The organism is Rhodococcus sp. NFXS4, from assembly GCF_058139645.1.
Genome location: NZ_CP192221.1, coordinates 2,975,966 through 2,991,105, shown reverse-complemented (window position 1 = coordinate 2,991,105; position 15,140 = coordinate 2,975,966). Strand labels below are relative to the sequence as shown.

Here is a 15,140-nt window from a genome sequence, read left to right as displayed (position 1 = left end):
CCGAACCTACCGTCAGCCCTACCGCTGGGTGGTCGTCCGCGGCAGGACGCGCGAGGACAGCCTGACGATGATGTCCTGGTACCGCGATCCCGTGATGCGGGCGAGGGCGTCGAGCGCGCGGGCGTCGTTGCCGATGAGCACGCGGGCCTTGTTCTTCTCCACTCCGCGCAGGATCACCAGGGCGGCCTGCTCCGGGGTGGTCTTCGCGAGGCGACGGTCGAAGAACTCGGCCACCGACTTCTGGTCCTGGCCCTCGGCGACGGTCGCGTTGCGGGCGATCGCCGTCTTGATGCCGCCCGGGTGGACACACGTGACGTGCACCGGGTGGCGGGCGATCAGCATCTCCTGGCGCAACGCCTCGGTGAAGCCGCGCACGGCGAACTTGGCTGCGTTGTACGCGGACTGGGACGGGATCGACAGGAGGCCGAACAGGCTGGACACGTTGACCACGTGACCGTCTCCCGACTCGACGAGATGCGGGAGGAATGCCTTCGTACCGTTGACGACGCCCCAGAAGTCGACGTCGATCACGCGCTCGAGATCCTTGAACTCGGTCTTCTCGACGTCGCCGTGGAAGGCGATGCCGGCGTTGTTGTAGACCTGGTTCACCACACCGAAGTGCCGACGCACGGTCTCCGCGTAGTCGAGTACGCTGCCGCGTTCGCTGACGTCCAGGTGGTCGCTGCGGACCTCTCCGCCGCGCTGCTCCACGGCCGCCACGGTGGCGGCCAGGCCGACCGAGTCGACGTCGGACAGCGCGAGTCGTGCTCCGCGCGAAGCCAGTTCGAGAGCCAGCGCACGGCCGATCCCCGATCCGGCTCCGGTCACCACGGCCACTCGTCCACGGAACTCGCTCATCGGGAGATCGCCTTCTCGTCGTCGTTGTCGGTCGTCGCAGGGGTGGGGGTGCCGTCGACGGCGCTCACAGGCCTCGTGACGTCGCCGGCCGCGAGGGCGTCGTATGCCTCGAGGTCGAAGTTGCGGGTGATGCGGCGGAACTCGAAGGTGAAGTCCGGCCACAGCGTCGTGTTGTTGCCGTGCTTGTCGAGGTACCAGCTCGCGCACCCGCCGTTGAGCCACACCGTCTTGTTCAGCTTGGTCTGCAGGTCGGCGTTGAACTCGTCCTGCACCTCGCGGCGCACCTCGACCACACCGAGATCGTGCTTGTCGATCGTGTTGAGCGCGTCGATCACGTAGTTCAGCTGCGACTCGATCATGAACACCATCGAGGTGTGCCCCAGGCCCGTGTTGGGTCCGACCAGGAAGAACAGGTTGGGGAAGCCCGCGACCGTGGCGCCCTTGTATCCCTGCTGTCCGCGCTCGTCGAAGACCTCGGCGAGCGAGCGCCCGTCCTTGCCGAAGATGCCCTGGAAGGTGGGGGAGTCGGTCACGTGGAATCCGGTGGCGACCACCAGGGCGTCGATCTCGCGCTCGGTTCCGTCGGCCGTCACGATGGAGTGCGCCCGCACCTCACGGATACCGTCGGTCACCAGGTCGACGTTCGGTCGATCCAGTGCCGGGTAGTAGTTGTTGGAAATAAGCATGCGCTTGCAGCCGATGCGGAAGTTCGGCGTCACCTTGCGACGCAGCTCGGTGTCGCGGATGCCCTTCGCGATCTGTCGACGCGCGATGAACTCGAACGCCTTCATGAGCTTGGGGACGCGGGTGAGGCCGACGACCTGGGTCTCACGCGCGGCGTAGATGCCGGTGCGTGACAGACGCTGGTAGCCGGGGAGGTACTTGAACGCCAGCTTCTCGATGCGGGTGTACTCGCGGTCGAAGCGCGGGAGGACCCACGGGGCGGTGCGCTGGTAGACGTCGAGATGGGCGACCGTCGGCGCGATGGCCGGGACGATCTGGATCGCGGAGGCGCCGGTACCGATGACGGCGACGCGCTTGTCCTCGAGGCTCGCGTCGTGGTTCCAGCGGGCCGAGTGGAAGATCTCGCCCTGGAAATCAGTGATGCCGGCGATGTCCGGGAGGTTCGGCTCGCACAGGGCGCCGACGGCGGACACGACCTTCTTGGCCGTGAAGTTCCCCCGGGTGGTCACGATGTCCCACTGCGAGGTGGCGGTGTTCCAGCGGGCCGACTCGACGTGGCAGTCGAAGACGTGGCGGTCGTACACGCGGTACTGCCGCGCGACGCTCTCGATGTACTTCTGGATCTCCGGCTGGCGGGAGAACGAGCGGGTCCAGTCCGGATTCAGCGCGAACGAGTACGAGTAGAGGTGCGAGGGCACGTCGCAGGCAGCGCCGGGGTAGGTGTTGTCGCGCCACGTGCCACCGACGTCGCTGCCGCGCTCGAGGACCAGGAAGTCGGTGCTTCCCTGCTGGCTCAGCTTGATCGCGGCGCCCAGTCCTGCGAAACCGCTGCCGATGATGATGGTGTCGACGTAGCGTGCAGCGACAGCGTCGGTATCTGTGACTGGAAGACTCATGAACCCAGACTAGGTCCTTATTGAGCGCAGGTCAACAGTTACTGACGAACGTTCAGTAGTATGGAGCGCATGGACAGCGTGAAGCGAACGCGGCTCAGTCCGGAACAGCGGCGGGCCCAGCTCATCGACCTGGGGGTCGAGATGCTCTCGGAGCGCACGCTGGACGCCATCTCGGTCGAGGACATCGCCGACCAGGCGGGCGTGTCGCGTGGGCTGCTCTTCCACTATTTCTCGTCCAAGCACGACTTCCACGTCGCGATCGTCGAGCACACCAGCCGGCAGATGCTCGACGCCACCGAGCCGCCCGTCGGGCTCGACCCGTTGACGACGCTCGCCGTGGCACTCGCGTCCTACGTCGACTACGTCACCGAGCACCGCTCCAGCTACGTCTCGCTGCTGCGCGGCACCGCGAGCGGGGATCCCGACATGCGGGCCGTCTTCGAGCGCACCCGCGACGTCATGGTCGAACGGACGGTGTCGCAGCTCCCGCTGCTCGGTGTCGAGCGCACCCCGCGGATCGCACTGGCCGTCCGCGGCTGGGTGGCGTTCTGCGAGGAGGTCACCATCACCTGGCTGAACCAGGAGGACCTCAGCCGGGACGAGCTGATCGAACTGCTGGTGCACGCGCTGCCTGCCGTGGCGCTGCCGACGGCGGACACGACCGAGTTGTCGTGGGCGAGTGCCGACGCGGGATGACACGTCGAGCGACACCCCCTTCGATCGACGGGTCCGCACCAGTAACGTGAGGGCGTACACCGGCGCACGAGCGGCGGTCGGCAGCACGAGAGGACGGCCTTCGATGGGCGCGCAGATCAGTATCCCGACCGAGACGCGACACTCGGGAATCCTGGGTATCGGGGCTTACCGGCCCGAGCGTGTCGTCACCAACGAGGAGATCTGCAAGACCATCGACTCGAGCGACGAGTGGATCCGTACCCGTACGGGCATCGAGTCCCGCCGTTTCGCCGGGGAGAACGAGAACGTGGTCTCCATGTCGATCGAGGCCGGACGCCGCGCCCTCGAGAACTCCGGCGTGGATGCCGCCGAGATCGGCTGCGTCATCATCGCGACGTCCACTCACCTGCTACTCACACCGCCCGCCGCGTCGATCATCGCGGACGCACTCGGCACCGGTGGCCCCGGCGCCTTCGACCTCGGCGCGGGCTGCGCGGGCTTCTGCTACGGCCTTGCACTCGCCTCGGACATGGTCCGCGCGGGCACGTCGGACAAGGTGTTGGTCATCGGCACCGAGCACCTGAGCGTCACGACGCGACCCGACGATCGCGGCACGCGCATGATCTTCGGCGACGGTGCCGGCGCGATGGTCGTCGGCCGCACCGAGGAGCCCGGCATCGGACCGGTCGTCTGGGGTTCGGACGGCTCGCAGGCCGACGCCATCAAGCAGGACAAGGACTGGCTGCAGTACTTCGCGGACCTGAAGGAGGATCCGAACGCCGATCGTCCGTGGATCGCGATGACCGGTATCGCGGTCTTCCGCTGGGCGGCGTTCGAGATGGCCAAGGTGGCGCGCGAGGCCCTCGACAAGGCGGGCGTCAAGGCCTCCGAGCTGGACGTCTTCGTGCCGCACCAGGCGAACTCCCGCATCACCGATCTGCTGGCGAAGAGCCTCGAGCTCGCCGAGGACATCCCGGTGGCACACGACATCGCCGAGGCCGGCAACACCTCGGCCGCCTCGATCCCGCTCGCGGTGGAAGAGGTGCTGCGCACCGGCAAGGCGAAGAAGGGCGACACCGCCCTGCTGCTCGGTTTCGGTGCCGGCCTGTCGTTCGCCGGCCAGGTCGTCACGTTGCCGGAGGCCCCGACCGCCTAGTCGTGTCAGAGGTGGCGCAGGAACCGGTCGGGGGCGTCGAAGAACGCCGACCAGTCCCGGACGACCTGCGCCTCCTCCCACGTCGTGGACGACAGACCGTCCTCGCCGAGTTCGAGCAGGCGTGCACCCGGCATGGCCGCGAGCACCGGCGAGTGCGTCGCCATCACGATCTGTGAGCCCTCCTCGACCAGTTCCTTCATCACCGAGATCAACGCCAGACACGACTGGAACGACAAGGCCGCCTCGGGCTCGTCCATCAACCAGAGTCCGACTGCGACAGGGCGATTCGCGACATAGGGCAGAAACGACTGTCCGTGGGACAGCGCGTTGTAGACGACGTCGGTGTCGCGGACTCGCCGTGCGTCCGCGGACTCGAACAATCCGTGCATCGTCTCGGCGCGCAGGAAACACCCGCCCTGCGGCCGCGGTCGGGCACCGTGGCACGTCAGGTGCTTGTGCAGGTCGGTGTCCTGCGCCCCGCCGCCGGGTGACCACATCGCGTCGGCCGCACCGAGACCGAAGGCCCAGCACGCGGCCAGCGCCTCCATCAGCGTCGACTTCCCGGTTCCGTTCTCCCCGACGATCACGGTCACGGGACTGTCGAAGTCGAGCCCGGTGCGCGCGATCTCGGCGACCACGGGTACCTGCAGATACCACGAAGCCGGGTCGAATCCCCTCCGTGGAGTGAACTCGACCCGGCTCAGTGGCAGCGTCACAGGTGAACGGTCACCCGTTGAAGGCCGTGTCGATGATCTCGGCCTGCTCGACCGCGTGGACCTTGCTCGAACCCGACGACGGTGCGGACATCGGACGCCGCGAGACGCGCTTGATGCCGGACAGACGCTCGGGCAGCAGATCCGGGAACGCGAGACCGAACGTCGGCCACGCACCCTGGTTGGCCGGCTCCTCCTGGACCCACCGGTACTCGGTGGCGTTGGGGTAGCCGTCCAGCGCCTCCGCGATGCGGCGGCTCGGGATCGGGTAGAGCTGCTCGACCCGCACGATGGCGACGTCGTCCCGCTTGTTCTTCTGCTTGAAGGCGAGCAGCTCGTAGTACAGCTTGCCGCTGACCATGAGCACCCGCTCGACCTTCTTGCGGTCACCGTCGCCCGAGTCGTAGGTGGGCTCGTCGAAGACGGAGTGGAACTTGCCGTCGGTGAAGTCCTCGATGTTGCTGACCGCAGCCTTGTTGCGCAGCATCGACTTCGGGGTGAACACGACCAGGGGCCGCTGGATGCCGTCACGTGCGTGACGACGCAGCAGGTGGAAGTAGTTCGCCGGCGTGGACGGCACCGCGACCGTCATCGATCCCTCGGCGCACAGCTGCAGGAACCGCTCGATGCGTCCCGAGGTGTGGTCGGGGCCCTGGCCCTCGTGGCCGTGCGGCAGCAGCAACACGACGTCGGAGAGCTGTCCCCACTTGGCCTCACCGGACGAGATGAACTCGTCGATGATGGACTGGGCACCGTTGACGAAGTCGCCGAACTGCGCCTCCCACAGCACCAGCGCGTCCGGGTTGCCCACGGAGTAGCCGTACTCGAAGCCGACCGCCGCGTACTCGCTCAGCGCGGAGTCGTAGACCAGGAACTTGCCCGGATCGTCGCTGCCGAGGTTGTGCAGCGGCGTGTACTCCTCACCGGTCTTGCGATCGATGATGACCGAGTGCCGCTGCGTGAACGTGCCGCGACGGGTGTCCTGCCCGGACATGCGCACGAGCTTGCCCTCGTCGATCAGCGTGCCGAGTGCGAGCAGCTCGCCGAACGCCCAGTCGACCTTGCCCTCGTAGGCCATCTCGCGACGCTTGTCGAGGACGGGCTGCACGCGCGGGTGCACGGTGAAACCGTCCGGGACGTTGACGAACGCGTCGCCGATACGGTGCAGAACCGACTTGTCGACCGCGGTGGTGAGCTTGGCGGGCAGCTGCTGGTCGAGCTCGACGGACTCGCTCGGCTCCGGGGTGTACTTCTCGAGTTCGCGCACCTCGTTGAAGACGCGTTCGAGCTGGCCCTGGTAGTCGCGGAGTGCGTCCTCGGCCTCCTTGAGGCTGATGTCGCCACGACCGATGAGCGACTCGGTGTAGCTCTTGCGGACGCTGCGCTTGGTGTCGATCACGTCGTACATCGCCGGCTGCGTCATCGAGGGATCGTCACCCTCGTTGTGGCCGCGACGGCGGTAGCAGATCATGTCGATGACGACGTCCTTGTGGAACTTCTGACGGAAGTCGACCGCCAGTCGAGCCACCCAGGCGCACGCCTCCGGGTCGTCGCCGTTCACGTGGAAGATCGGTGCGCCGATCATCTTCGCGACGTCGGTGCAGTACTCGCTGGAGCGCGAGTGCTCCGGCGCCGTCGTGAAGCCGACCTGGTTGTTGACGACGATGTGCACGGTGCCGCCGGTGCGGTACCCGCGCAGCAGCGCGAGGTTCAGCGTCTCCGCCACCACGCCCTGGCCCGCGAAGGCCGCGTCGCCGTGCAGCATGAGCGGCAGGACGGAGAAGCCGTCGGACGAGTCGCCCTTGTTCAGCATGTCCTGCTTGGCGCGGACCAGGCCCTCGAGGACCGGGTCGACCGCCTCGAGGTGCGAGGGGTTGGCCGTGAGCGACACCTTGATGTCGTTCTCGCCGAACATCTGGATGTAGTTGCCCTCGGCACCGAGGTGGTACTTCACGTCGCCCGACCCGTGTGCGGCGGCCGGGTTCATGTTGCCCTCGAACTCGGTGAAGATCTTCGAGTACGGCTTGCCGACGATGTTGGCGAGCACGTTCAGGCGTCCACGGTGCGGCATGCCGATGACGACCTCGTCGAGGGCGTGCTCGGCGGACTGGTCGATGACCGAGTCCATCATCGGGATGACGGACTCCGCGCCCTCGAGCGAGAAGCGCTTCTGTCCGACGTACTTCGTCTGCAGGAACGTCTCGAACGCCTCGGCCGCGTTGAGCTTGCTCAGGATGTACTTCTGCTGAGCGACCGTCGGCTTGACGTGCTTGGCCTCGACGCGCTCCTGGAGCCACGCCACCTGGTCGGTCTCGAGGATGTGCGTGTACTCGATGGCGGCGTGCCGGCAGTAGGAGTCGCGCAGCACGCTGAGCACGTCGCGCAGCTTCATCTTGTCCTGGCCGTGGAAGCCGCCGACCTGGAACTCGCGGTCGAGGTCCCACAACGTCAGGTCGTGGCTGATCACGTCGAGGTCCGGGTGCATCCGGAACTTGTCCTTGGTGAACATCAACGGATCCGTGTCGGCCATGAGGTGGCCACGGTTCCGGTAGGCCGCGATGAGCTCGAGGACGCGCGTGTTCTTGTCGACGCCGCCGGCGGGCAGGTCACGACGCCAGCGGATCGGCTCGTACGGGATGGCCAGACCGTGGAAGATCTGGTCGTAGAACTCGTCGCTGATCAGCAGGTTGTGGATCGTGCGAAGGAAGTCGCCCGACTCCGCACCCTGGATGAGGCGGTGGTCGTACGTCGAGGTGAGCGTCATCAGCTTGCCGACGCCCATCTCGGCGATGCGCTCCTCGCTGGAGCCCTGGAACTCGGCGGGGTACTCCATGGCGCCGGCGCCGATGATGGTGCCCTGGCCGTTCATCAGACGTGGAACCGAGTGCACGGTGCCGATGGTGCCCGGGTTGGTCAGCGAGATCGTGACGCCGCTGAAGTCGGCGGCGGTGAGCTTGCCGTCGCGCGCACGACGGACGATGTCCTCGTAGGCAGTGTGGAACTGGTTGAACGTGAACTCCTCGCACCCCTTGATCGCGGCGACGACGAGTGACCGCGAACCGTCCTTGCCCGGCAGGTCGATGGCGAGGCCGAGGTTGGTGTGCGCGGGGGTGACCGCGTTGGGCTTGCCGTCGATCTCGGCGAAGTGCCGGTTCATGTTGGGGAACGACTTGACCGCCTGCACGATGGCGTAGCCGAGCAGGTGAGTGAACGAGATCTTGCCACCGCGGGTGCGCGCGAGGTGGTTGTTGATCACGAGACGGTTGTCGATCATCAGCTTCGCGGGGATGGCGCGCACGCTGGTGGCCGTCGGGATCTGCAACGAGGCGGCCATGTTCTTGGCGACCGCGGCCGAGGCGCCGCGGAGCACCTTGGTCGTGTCCTCCTTCGGCGCGTCCGACTCCGGCTGTGCGGGCGGCACGGCCGCGGACTTCTTCTCTGCCGGCCCGGCGGCGGCGGTCGACTTCGCGGGGGCAGCTGTGGTCACGGGCTTGGTCTCCGCCTTCGGTGCCGGCTTGTCGGTCTTCGCGGCTGCCGGCTTGTCGGCCTTCGGCGCGGCAGGCTTCTCCGCCTTCGGCGCAGCAGGCTTGTCCGCCTTCGGCGCAGCTGCCTTCGCGGAAGCGGGTGCGGCTGTGGTGGTCTCGGTGTCGGTGGCGGGATCGCCGCTACCGTTCTGCTCGGGCGTGTAGTCGGCGAGGAACTCGTGCCAGCTCTCGTCGACCGACGACGGATCGGTCTTGAAACGCTGGTACATTTCGTCGACCAACCACTGATTCTGTCCGAACTGTGTTGTAGAGCTGCTGCTCACGGCAGGTGTTCGCCTCGTTTCCTTCTTCGTTCTCGCTCAGCGCACGGCACGATCAAGGTTAGACCTTTCGGTCCGCGGCCGTGTGTCCGGATCACCCTTGTGATCGGCTTCACCGGTGTGTGGCGTGGTCGTGCCGTCGCCGGGTGCGTGACCCGCGCCACTCGCAGCCGTGGTACGTCCCTCGGTGGTTTCCCAGAGTTCGGCGTAGAAACCGTCCGAGCGCACCAGGTTCTCGTGGGTTCCGCTCTCCACGATGCGCCCGTCGTCGACCACCACGACGAGATCGGCCCGCGCGGCGGTCGCGAGGCGGTGCGCCACGATCACCGATGTCCGACGGGTGGTCACGGTGCGGCCGGCGTCCAGGACGGCTCGTTCCGTCGCCGGGTCCAGGGTCGCCGTCGCCTCGTCGAGCAACAGGATGTCGGGATCGACCAGCTCGGCGCGCGCCAGCGCCAGTAATTGCCGGGTTCCCGCCGCGAGGCCGCGGCCACGTTCTCCGACGGGCGTCGCCATGCCGAGAGGGAGTGTGGCGATGGCGGGCAGTGCCCCCACGGCGCGGGCCGCGCTCTCGATGTCGGCGCGCGTCGCGTCCGGACGCCCGAAAGCGATGTTGGAAGCGATGGTGCCGCTGAAGAGATGCGCCTCCTGCGGAACGACTCCCAGACGTCGGCGGTAGTCGCCGAGCGGGTACGACCGCACGGGCACGTCGTCCACGACGACGTCCCCGGTGGTCGGGTCGTAGAACCGCGCCATCAACTTCACGATGGTCGACTTGCCGGCGCCGGTGCGACCCACCAGTGCCACCGTCGATCCCGCCGGAACGTGCAGGTCGACCGACGTCAGCGCATCCCGCGGAGCCCCGGCGTAGCGGAAGGTGACGTCCTTCAGCGCGATGTCGCCGCGCAGTCGCGGTGGGACCGCGACCGGCGTCGACGACCCGGCCTGCTCGATCGAGCTGCGGGTGCGCAACAGGTCACCGATGCGAGTGAGACCCACGGACGCCTGCTGATAGCCGTCGAACACCTGGGACAACTGTTGGATGGGGCCGAAGAGCAGACCCAGGTACAGCACGAAGGCGACGAGGGCGCCGGCCGAGGTGCGCCCGTCGGCCACGCGGTACGCACCGACGAGGACCACGGCGGCGAGGGCGAGGTCCGACAGGAACGCGATGAACGGGAAGAACACCGAGATGGCCCGCTGCGACCGCATCCGGCTGCGGCGGTACGACTCGGAGCGGGCGAGGAACGAGCGTGCCGCAGCCGTCTGATGCCGGTACGCCTGCGTGACCCGTAGTCCGGTGACGTTCTCCTGGAACTCCGCGTTGACGGCCGAGATGCGCTCGCGTGACGTCGAGTACGCGCGAGCGGAGATGCGGCGGAACACCAGCGTCGCCACCACCAGGATCGGGACGACCGACAGGGCCACCGCGGCGAGGACGCCGTCGGTGAGGATCAAGGCGGCCGACACGCCGACGATCGTCAGGAGGCTGACGACGGCCGTCGAGAGACCCGTCTGCATGAACGCCGACAACGCGTCCACGTCGGTCGTCATGCGGGTCATGATCCGGCCGGACAGTTCTCGCTCGTAGTAGTCGAGGCCGAGACGCTGCAGGTGCGCGTAGCTGCGGACGCGGAGCCCGAAGAGCACGCGCTCACCGGCCCGCGCGGTCACCACCGTCATGGTGCGGACCACGAGCCAGTCGACGATCACCAGCGCCAGCGCGATGCCCGACACCGCCGCGAGGATTCCGGTGGACCTCTCGGCGACACCGTGGTCGACGGCGAACCGCACGATCGACGGGAAGGCGATGGTGACGGCCGAGTCGAACGCCAGGCAGACCATGACCACCGCGAGCAGTCCGGCGACGGGGGCGAGGGTGCGCCGCAGGGTGAACGTCGACTCGTCCCGCCGAGCCGTCGCGGTGTCGACGCGCGGGTCCTCGTCGGCCGGGGCGAGTCGGGTCAGGATCTCGGTCATGGCCTCGGTGGGCACGGCGCCGCCGAGTGACGACGCCATGTGACCGCCCGGGCCGGGAGGGCCGCCGGCAGCCGCGCCGTCCGCGCTCGCGCGGGAGGCGGGTGAGGACGCGAACTCGGTGGAGTCGCCGTCGTCCGGCCACAGCGAGTCGGCGGACACGTCGTCCTGCGCCGGCTCGGACTTCTCGCCTGCGCCGGACATCAGCGCGCGGAACAGGGGGCAACGCTCGTCGAGTTCGGCCTCGGTGCCGATGTCGACGATGCGCCCCCGGTCCAGGACGGCGACGCGATCGGCCAGCGCGAGCGTCGACCGGCGGTGCGCGAGCACCACCGTCGTCCGGCGTGGACCGGAACGCAGCCGGTCGAAGATCGCTGCCTCCGTGCGGGCATCGACGGCCGAGGTGGCGTCGTCGAGGACCAGGACGCGCGGGGAGGACAGCAGGACCCGCGCGAGCGCGATGCGTTGGCGTTGGCCACCGGACAGCGAGAGCCCCCGCTCACCCACCGTGGTGTCGTAACCGTCGGACAGGTCGCGGACGAAGTCGTCGGCCATGGCGCGCGTGGCCGCGTCGCGGACACTCGCCTCCGACGCGTCGGGGGCACCGAGGGCGATGTTGCGCGCGACGCTGGAGGAGAACAGGAACGGATCGTCGAACGCGACCGACACCGCCGCGCGGAGGTCGTCGGCGGACAGGTCGGCGATGTCGACGTCGCCGTTCTCGGACGTGAGCACGATGCTGCCCGACGACGGTCGGTAGAACCGCGGCAGCAGCATGGACAGGGTCGACTTGCCGCTGCCGGAGGGGCCCACCACCGCCACCGTCTCGCCCGGCGCGACCGTGAGGTCCAGTCCGTCGAGCACGGGGGCGTCGGGGTCGAAACCGAATCGGACGTCGCGCAGACGCAGCCCCAGCGGTCCGTCCGGGATCGGTACCGGATTCTCGGGTTCCTCGTGCGCCGGCCGGGTGTCGATGACGCCGTACACCCGTTCGACCGCGGCACGGGACAGCTGGGCCATGACCACGACGGACGTGAGTGTCCGGGTCACGGCGGCCATCGTGGCGACGTAACTCGCGAAGGCCAGGAACGTGCCGACGGTGATGGAACCGGACAGAGCCAACCACCCACCCAGGGCCACCACACCCACCAGACCGAGCTGCGGCAGCGCCGCCATGCCGGGGGCGAATCGGGAGTTCACGACGGCGGCGCGCAGGCGCTCGGCGTACAGCCGCCGGCCGATGCGCTCCAGCGTGTCCACGGCACGCGATTCCTGGCCGAAGCCCTTGACCACGCGCACACCGGTGACCGTCTCCTCCACGTGCCCGGCCAGTTCCGCGGCCTGCTGCTGGGCCGACCAGGTGGCCGCGTACAGCGTGGGGCGCATGCGGACGACCAGCACGCTGATGGCCGGTACGACGGCGAGCGCCACCAGGGTGAGCAGCGGCGACAGGTACGCCATCACGCCGAGAGCCAGGACGAACTGCAGCAGGGCGCCCGCCGACAACGGGACCATGGCGAGCAGACCCTGCACCAGCTGCAGGTCGGTGATCGAGCGCGACACCACCTGACCGACCTGCACCTCGTCCTGCCGCTCGCCGTCGAGGCGGTGCAGCGACGCGAGCAGGCGTTGGCGCAGTCCGTGTTGCACGTCGATTGACAGGGCGCCGGCGAGGAGGCGCCGCCCGAACTGGCACGCGAAGCGGACGACGGCCAGTCCGGCGATGGCCGCGGCGATGGTGGCGATGTGGTCGGTGCGGCTGGCCGACGCGCCGTCGACGGCGGCGCGGGTGAGGAGGGGGAACATGATGTCGATGGCAGCGGCCACGAAGGTCACCGCGAGTGCGCCCACCGCGACGCGGCGATGAGCGAAGCAGTCCGACGCCAGCCTGCGGATCCACCCTCGCGAATCGGGAGTGCTCACGTCACGTCTCGGCGAGTGGTGCGCAGCCACCCGGCTCCGGCGATGCCGATGGTCCACAGCAGCAGTCCGATGACGGCAGCGGAGAACGGAAGCAGCATGTCGCCGTCCGTCCCCTTGTCCGCCGCCATGATCGCGACGGTGGTGGCTCCGGGGAGCAGGGCGGCGACCGCCTCCGCGCCGATGCCGCTGAGCACCGCGATCACGACGAGCTCTCCGATCGGTAGCCACGCGACCACGACGATCGCCGCGATGGCAGGGGAGCCGGTGAGCAGCCCGAGGCCGCAGCCGAGGACACACCACAGCGCGGAGACGACGATGCCGAGAAGACAGACCGCGATCACCAGTCCGTCGTCCACCACTGTGTTGCCCCCGAACAGTGCGAGCGACGCCACGCTGACGAGGACGGACACCACGGCGTACGCGGCACCGACGGCGGCCGAGACGAGAATCCTGGCGGCCACCACCTGACCGCGACGCGGCGCGGCGAGGAAGGTCGTGGACGCGGCGCCGTGGCGCAGGTCGGTCGCGGCGTGCACCGCGCCGAACACGGCGGCGAACAGCACCGACACGCCCACGGTGACGTACAACCCGATGAGAGCGGCGACGCGATTGGCGTCGTCGACGCCGGTGAGCGCGTCCGACGACGCGATGGCGGCGTACACGGCGCTGGCGAATCCGCCGATCAGCACGGGCGGTAGACCCAGTGCCCACCACGACCGCAAGGATCCGACCCGGCGGATCTCCGCTCGGAGCAGACCGCCTGCCGTGGGGCTCATCGCCGAGCTCCGGTGAGGGCTGGATGCGGACCGACCGGGGTCGTGAGGGACAGGTAGATCTGCTCGAGGTCCACGGCGGACACCACGGTTCCGTGGACGGTCACCCCGGACGCGTGCGCCGTCGACCGGATCACGGCCTCGCCGACACCGGTGACCACGAGTCGGCCGTCGGGACCCAGCACGGCGTCGGTGTGGCCGGACGCGGCGAGGCCCAGTGCCAGGGCGGCGGGGTTCGAACTGTGCACCAGGATGCGGGCGGGACGGGTACCGCGGAGCTCACCGATACTGCCGTGGAAGACGACCGAGCCGCGGTCGAGGATCACGACGTGGTCGACGACCGCCTCGAGCTCGCGAACGACGTGGCCGGACACCAGAACGGAGCCGCCCGCACGAGCGAATCCGAGCAGGAAGTCGCGGAGCCACACGATGCCGCCGGGGTCGAGACCGTCGGTCGGCTCGTCCAGCACGAGGATGGGAGGTGTGCCGAGCAGTGCCGCCGCGAGCGCGAGGCGCTGCCGCATCCCGAGAGAGAACTCGCCGACGCGGCGACCGGCGACGTCGTGCAGACCGACGAGTGCGAGCACCTCCTCCACACGGGAGTCGGCGACACCGAGGACGGGCGCGAGGGTGCGCAGGTGTGCGCGCGCCGTGCGGCGGGGGTGCGCGCCGCCGCCGCCGAGCACGGCACCGACGGTGCGGCCCGGCTCGACGAGTGCCGCGTACGGCAGGCCCTCCACCAGCGCCGCACCCTCGTCGGGCTGCACGAGCCCGAGGAGCATTCGCAGCGTGGTCGACGTGCCGGAACCGACGGGTCCGAACAACCCGGTCACCGATCCGCGCGGTACGACGAACCCGATCCGCGCGGCGGCGACCGCTGTTCCGTACGTCTTGGTGAGGTCACGCGCCTCGAGCGCGTGTCCGGGGCTCGTCTCGGTGGTGACGTGCACGCGTCAGGCGTCCGGCTCGACGACGCCCGGTGCGTCCTGCCACCGCGCCGGCGGCGGCCCGAAGGCGTCGCGTGCATTGGTGACGACGCCTTTGCCCAAGGCGCGGTTGCCGGCTCCGCCGATGACGGCTCCGATGCCCGCGGGCAGCAGCGTGCCGAGCATGACCGCCCCTCGCTTCGCGGCGTACTTGGCGACGAACTTGCGGACGAGCCGCTTGTTCAGACTGCCGAGGTTCGCGCCGGGGATCCCGGCGGTGAGCACGCGGCCCACGTTGCCGCGGCCCAGTGTCCTGCCGACGATCTCCCGGCCGGACTCACCGAGAGCGACCGCCAGCACCAGCGCACGCCGCTGTTCGTGGTCGTGCACGGCGATGCCGTGGACAGCGGCCACCGACAGGGTGAGCAGTGCGGAGGCCTCGACGAAGAAGGCCGTCTCGGTGCCGACGGCAGCGACCGACGCGACGGTGCCGATGCCGGGCACCGCGGCGGTGGCCCCGGCAGCCCCGCCGCTTCCCGTCACGGCGTTCAGAAACGTCTTCTCCAGGCGACCGATGATCTGCGCCGGCGACTCGGTGGGATGCGCGCGGCGAATTCGCCAGACGTACTTCTCGACGGCGGGGCCCTGCAGTCGGCTCCCGTTGTCGAGGATCGACACCAACGCCTTCTCGACGCGTCCTGGATCCTCGGCCATCGATCGGTCCTCCTCGTCCGCAGCGTGTGCACGAATGCCG

General features: G+C 68.9%; 10 protein-coding genes. 2 read left to right on the top strand and 8 right to left on the bottom strand.

The annotated features are described in order from the left end of the window. Positions 1-18: 18 nt before the first annotated feature. Positions 19-858: an SDR family NAD(P)-dependent oxidoreductase gene (locus J4E04_RS13930; RefSeq protein WP_056442564.1), complete on the bottom strand. Its 840-nt coding sequence runs from the start codon at positions 856-858 to the stop codon at positions 19-21. Beyond that, positions 855-2,438: a flavin-containing monooxygenase gene (locus J4E04_RS13925; protein WP_490148835.1), complete on the bottom strand. Its 1,584-nt coding sequence runs from the start codon at positions 2,436-2,438 to the stop codon at positions 855-857. Before J4E04_RS13925 ends, J4E04_RS13930 begins: the two co-directional genes overlap by 4 nt. 69 nt (positions 2,439-2,507) lie before the next feature. Here J4E04_RS13925 and J4E04_RS13920 point away from each other — a divergent pair, with 69 nt between their 5' ends. Together J4E04_RS13920 and J4E04_RS13915 are read left to right on the top strand one after the other, a co-directional pair. After that, positions 2,508-3,134, top strand: a complete 627-nt coding sequence (locus tag J4E04_RS13920; RefSeq protein ID WP_307109038.1) for a TetR/AcrR family transcriptional regulator — start codon at positions 2,508-2,510, stop codon at positions 3,132-3,134. A 103-nt stretch (positions 3,135-3,237) separates the two neighbouring features. Then, positions 3,238-4,269: a beta-ketoacyl-ACP synthase III gene (locus J4E04_RS13915; RefSeq protein ID WP_027503832.1), complete on the top strand. Its 1,032-nt coding sequence runs from the start codon at positions 3,238-3,240 to the stop codon at positions 4,267-4,269. Between the two features lie 5 nt (positions 4,270-4,274). Here the strand turns inward: J4E04_RS13915 and J4E04_RS13910 are convergent, their stop codons facing one another. Genes J4E04_RS13910 through J4E04_RS13885 form a run of 6 tightly spaced genes read right to left on the bottom strand, consistent with a single transcriptional unit; the run spans position 4,275 to position 15,100 of the window. Further along, positions 4,275-4,985, bottom strand: a complete 711-nt coding sequence (locus J4E04_RS13910) for an AAA family ATPase (RefSeq protein ID WP_490148834.1) — start codon at positions 4,983-4,985, stop codon at positions 4,275-4,277. Positions 4,986-4,995: 10 nt separating this feature from the next. Continuing rightward, positions 4,996-8,790 carry a multifunctional oxoglutarate decarboxylase/oxoglutarate dehydrogenase thiamine pyrophosphate-binding subunit/dihydrolipoyllysine-residue succinyltransferase subunit gene (locus J4E04_RS13905; protein ID WP_490148833.1) on the bottom strand — a complete coding sequence of 1,265 codons (3,795 nt, stop codon included), beginning with the start codon at positions 8,788-8,790 and terminating at the stop codon, positions 4,996-4,998. 36 nt (positions 8,791-8,826) lie between these two features. After that, positions 8,827-12,687 carry an ABC transporter ATP-binding protein gene (locus J4E04_RS13900; protein WP_490148832.1) on the bottom strand — a complete coding sequence of 1,287 codons (3,861 nt, stop codon included), beginning with the start codon at positions 12,685-12,687 and terminating at the stop codon, positions 8,827-8,829. Beyond that, a complete protein-coding gene (locus J4E04_RS13895) occupies positions 12,684-13,463 on the bottom strand; it encodes an ABC transporter permease (protein ID WP_037183839.1) in 780 nt (259 codons plus the stop codon). Before J4E04_RS13895 ends, J4E04_RS13900 begins: the two co-directional genes overlap by 4 nt. Continuing rightward, on the bottom strand, positions 13,460-14,410 hold the full coding sequence (locus J4E04_RS13890; protein ID WP_490148831.1) for an ATP-binding cassette domain-containing protein: 951 nt from the start codon (positions 14,408-14,410) through the stop codon (positions 13,460-13,462). The genes J4E04_RS13895 and J4E04_RS13890 overlap by 4 nt, the downstream gene beginning before the upstream one ends. A 3-nt stretch (positions 14,411-14,413) precedes the next feature. Then, entirely contained in the window at positions 14,414-15,100 is a 687-nt protein-coding gene (locus J4E04_RS13885; protein ID WP_056442559.1) for a hypothetical protein, read from the bottom strand. Positions 15,101-15,140 lie beyond the last annotated feature (40 nt).

Bases quoted from the DNA above. Each gene is read 5' to 3' on its own strand.
- J4E04_RS13930 (WP_056442564.1), bottom strand. From the start codon at position 858: ATGAGCGAGTTCCGTGGACGAGTGGCCGTGGTGACCGGAGCCGGATCG.
- J4E04_RS13925 (WP_490148835.1), bottom strand. From the start codon at position 2,438: ATGAGTCTTCCAGTCACAGATACCGACGCTGTCGCTGCACGCTACGTC.
- J4E04_RS13920 (WP_307109038.1), top strand. From the start codon at position 2,508: ATGGACAGCGTGAAGCGAACGCGGCTCAGTCCGGAACAGCGGCGGGCC.
- J4E04_RS13915 (WP_027503832.1), top strand. From the start codon at position 3,238: ATGGGCGCGCAGATCAGTATCCCGACCGAGACGCGACACTCGGGAATC.
- J4E04_RS13895 (WP_037183839.1), bottom strand. From the start codon at position 13,463: ATGAGCCCCACGGCAGGCGGTCTGCTCCGAGCGGAGATCCGCCGGGTC.
- J4E04_RS13885 (WP_056442559.1), bottom strand. From the start codon at position 15,100: ATGGCCGAGGATCCAGGACGCGTCGAGAAGGCGTTGGTGTCGATCCTC.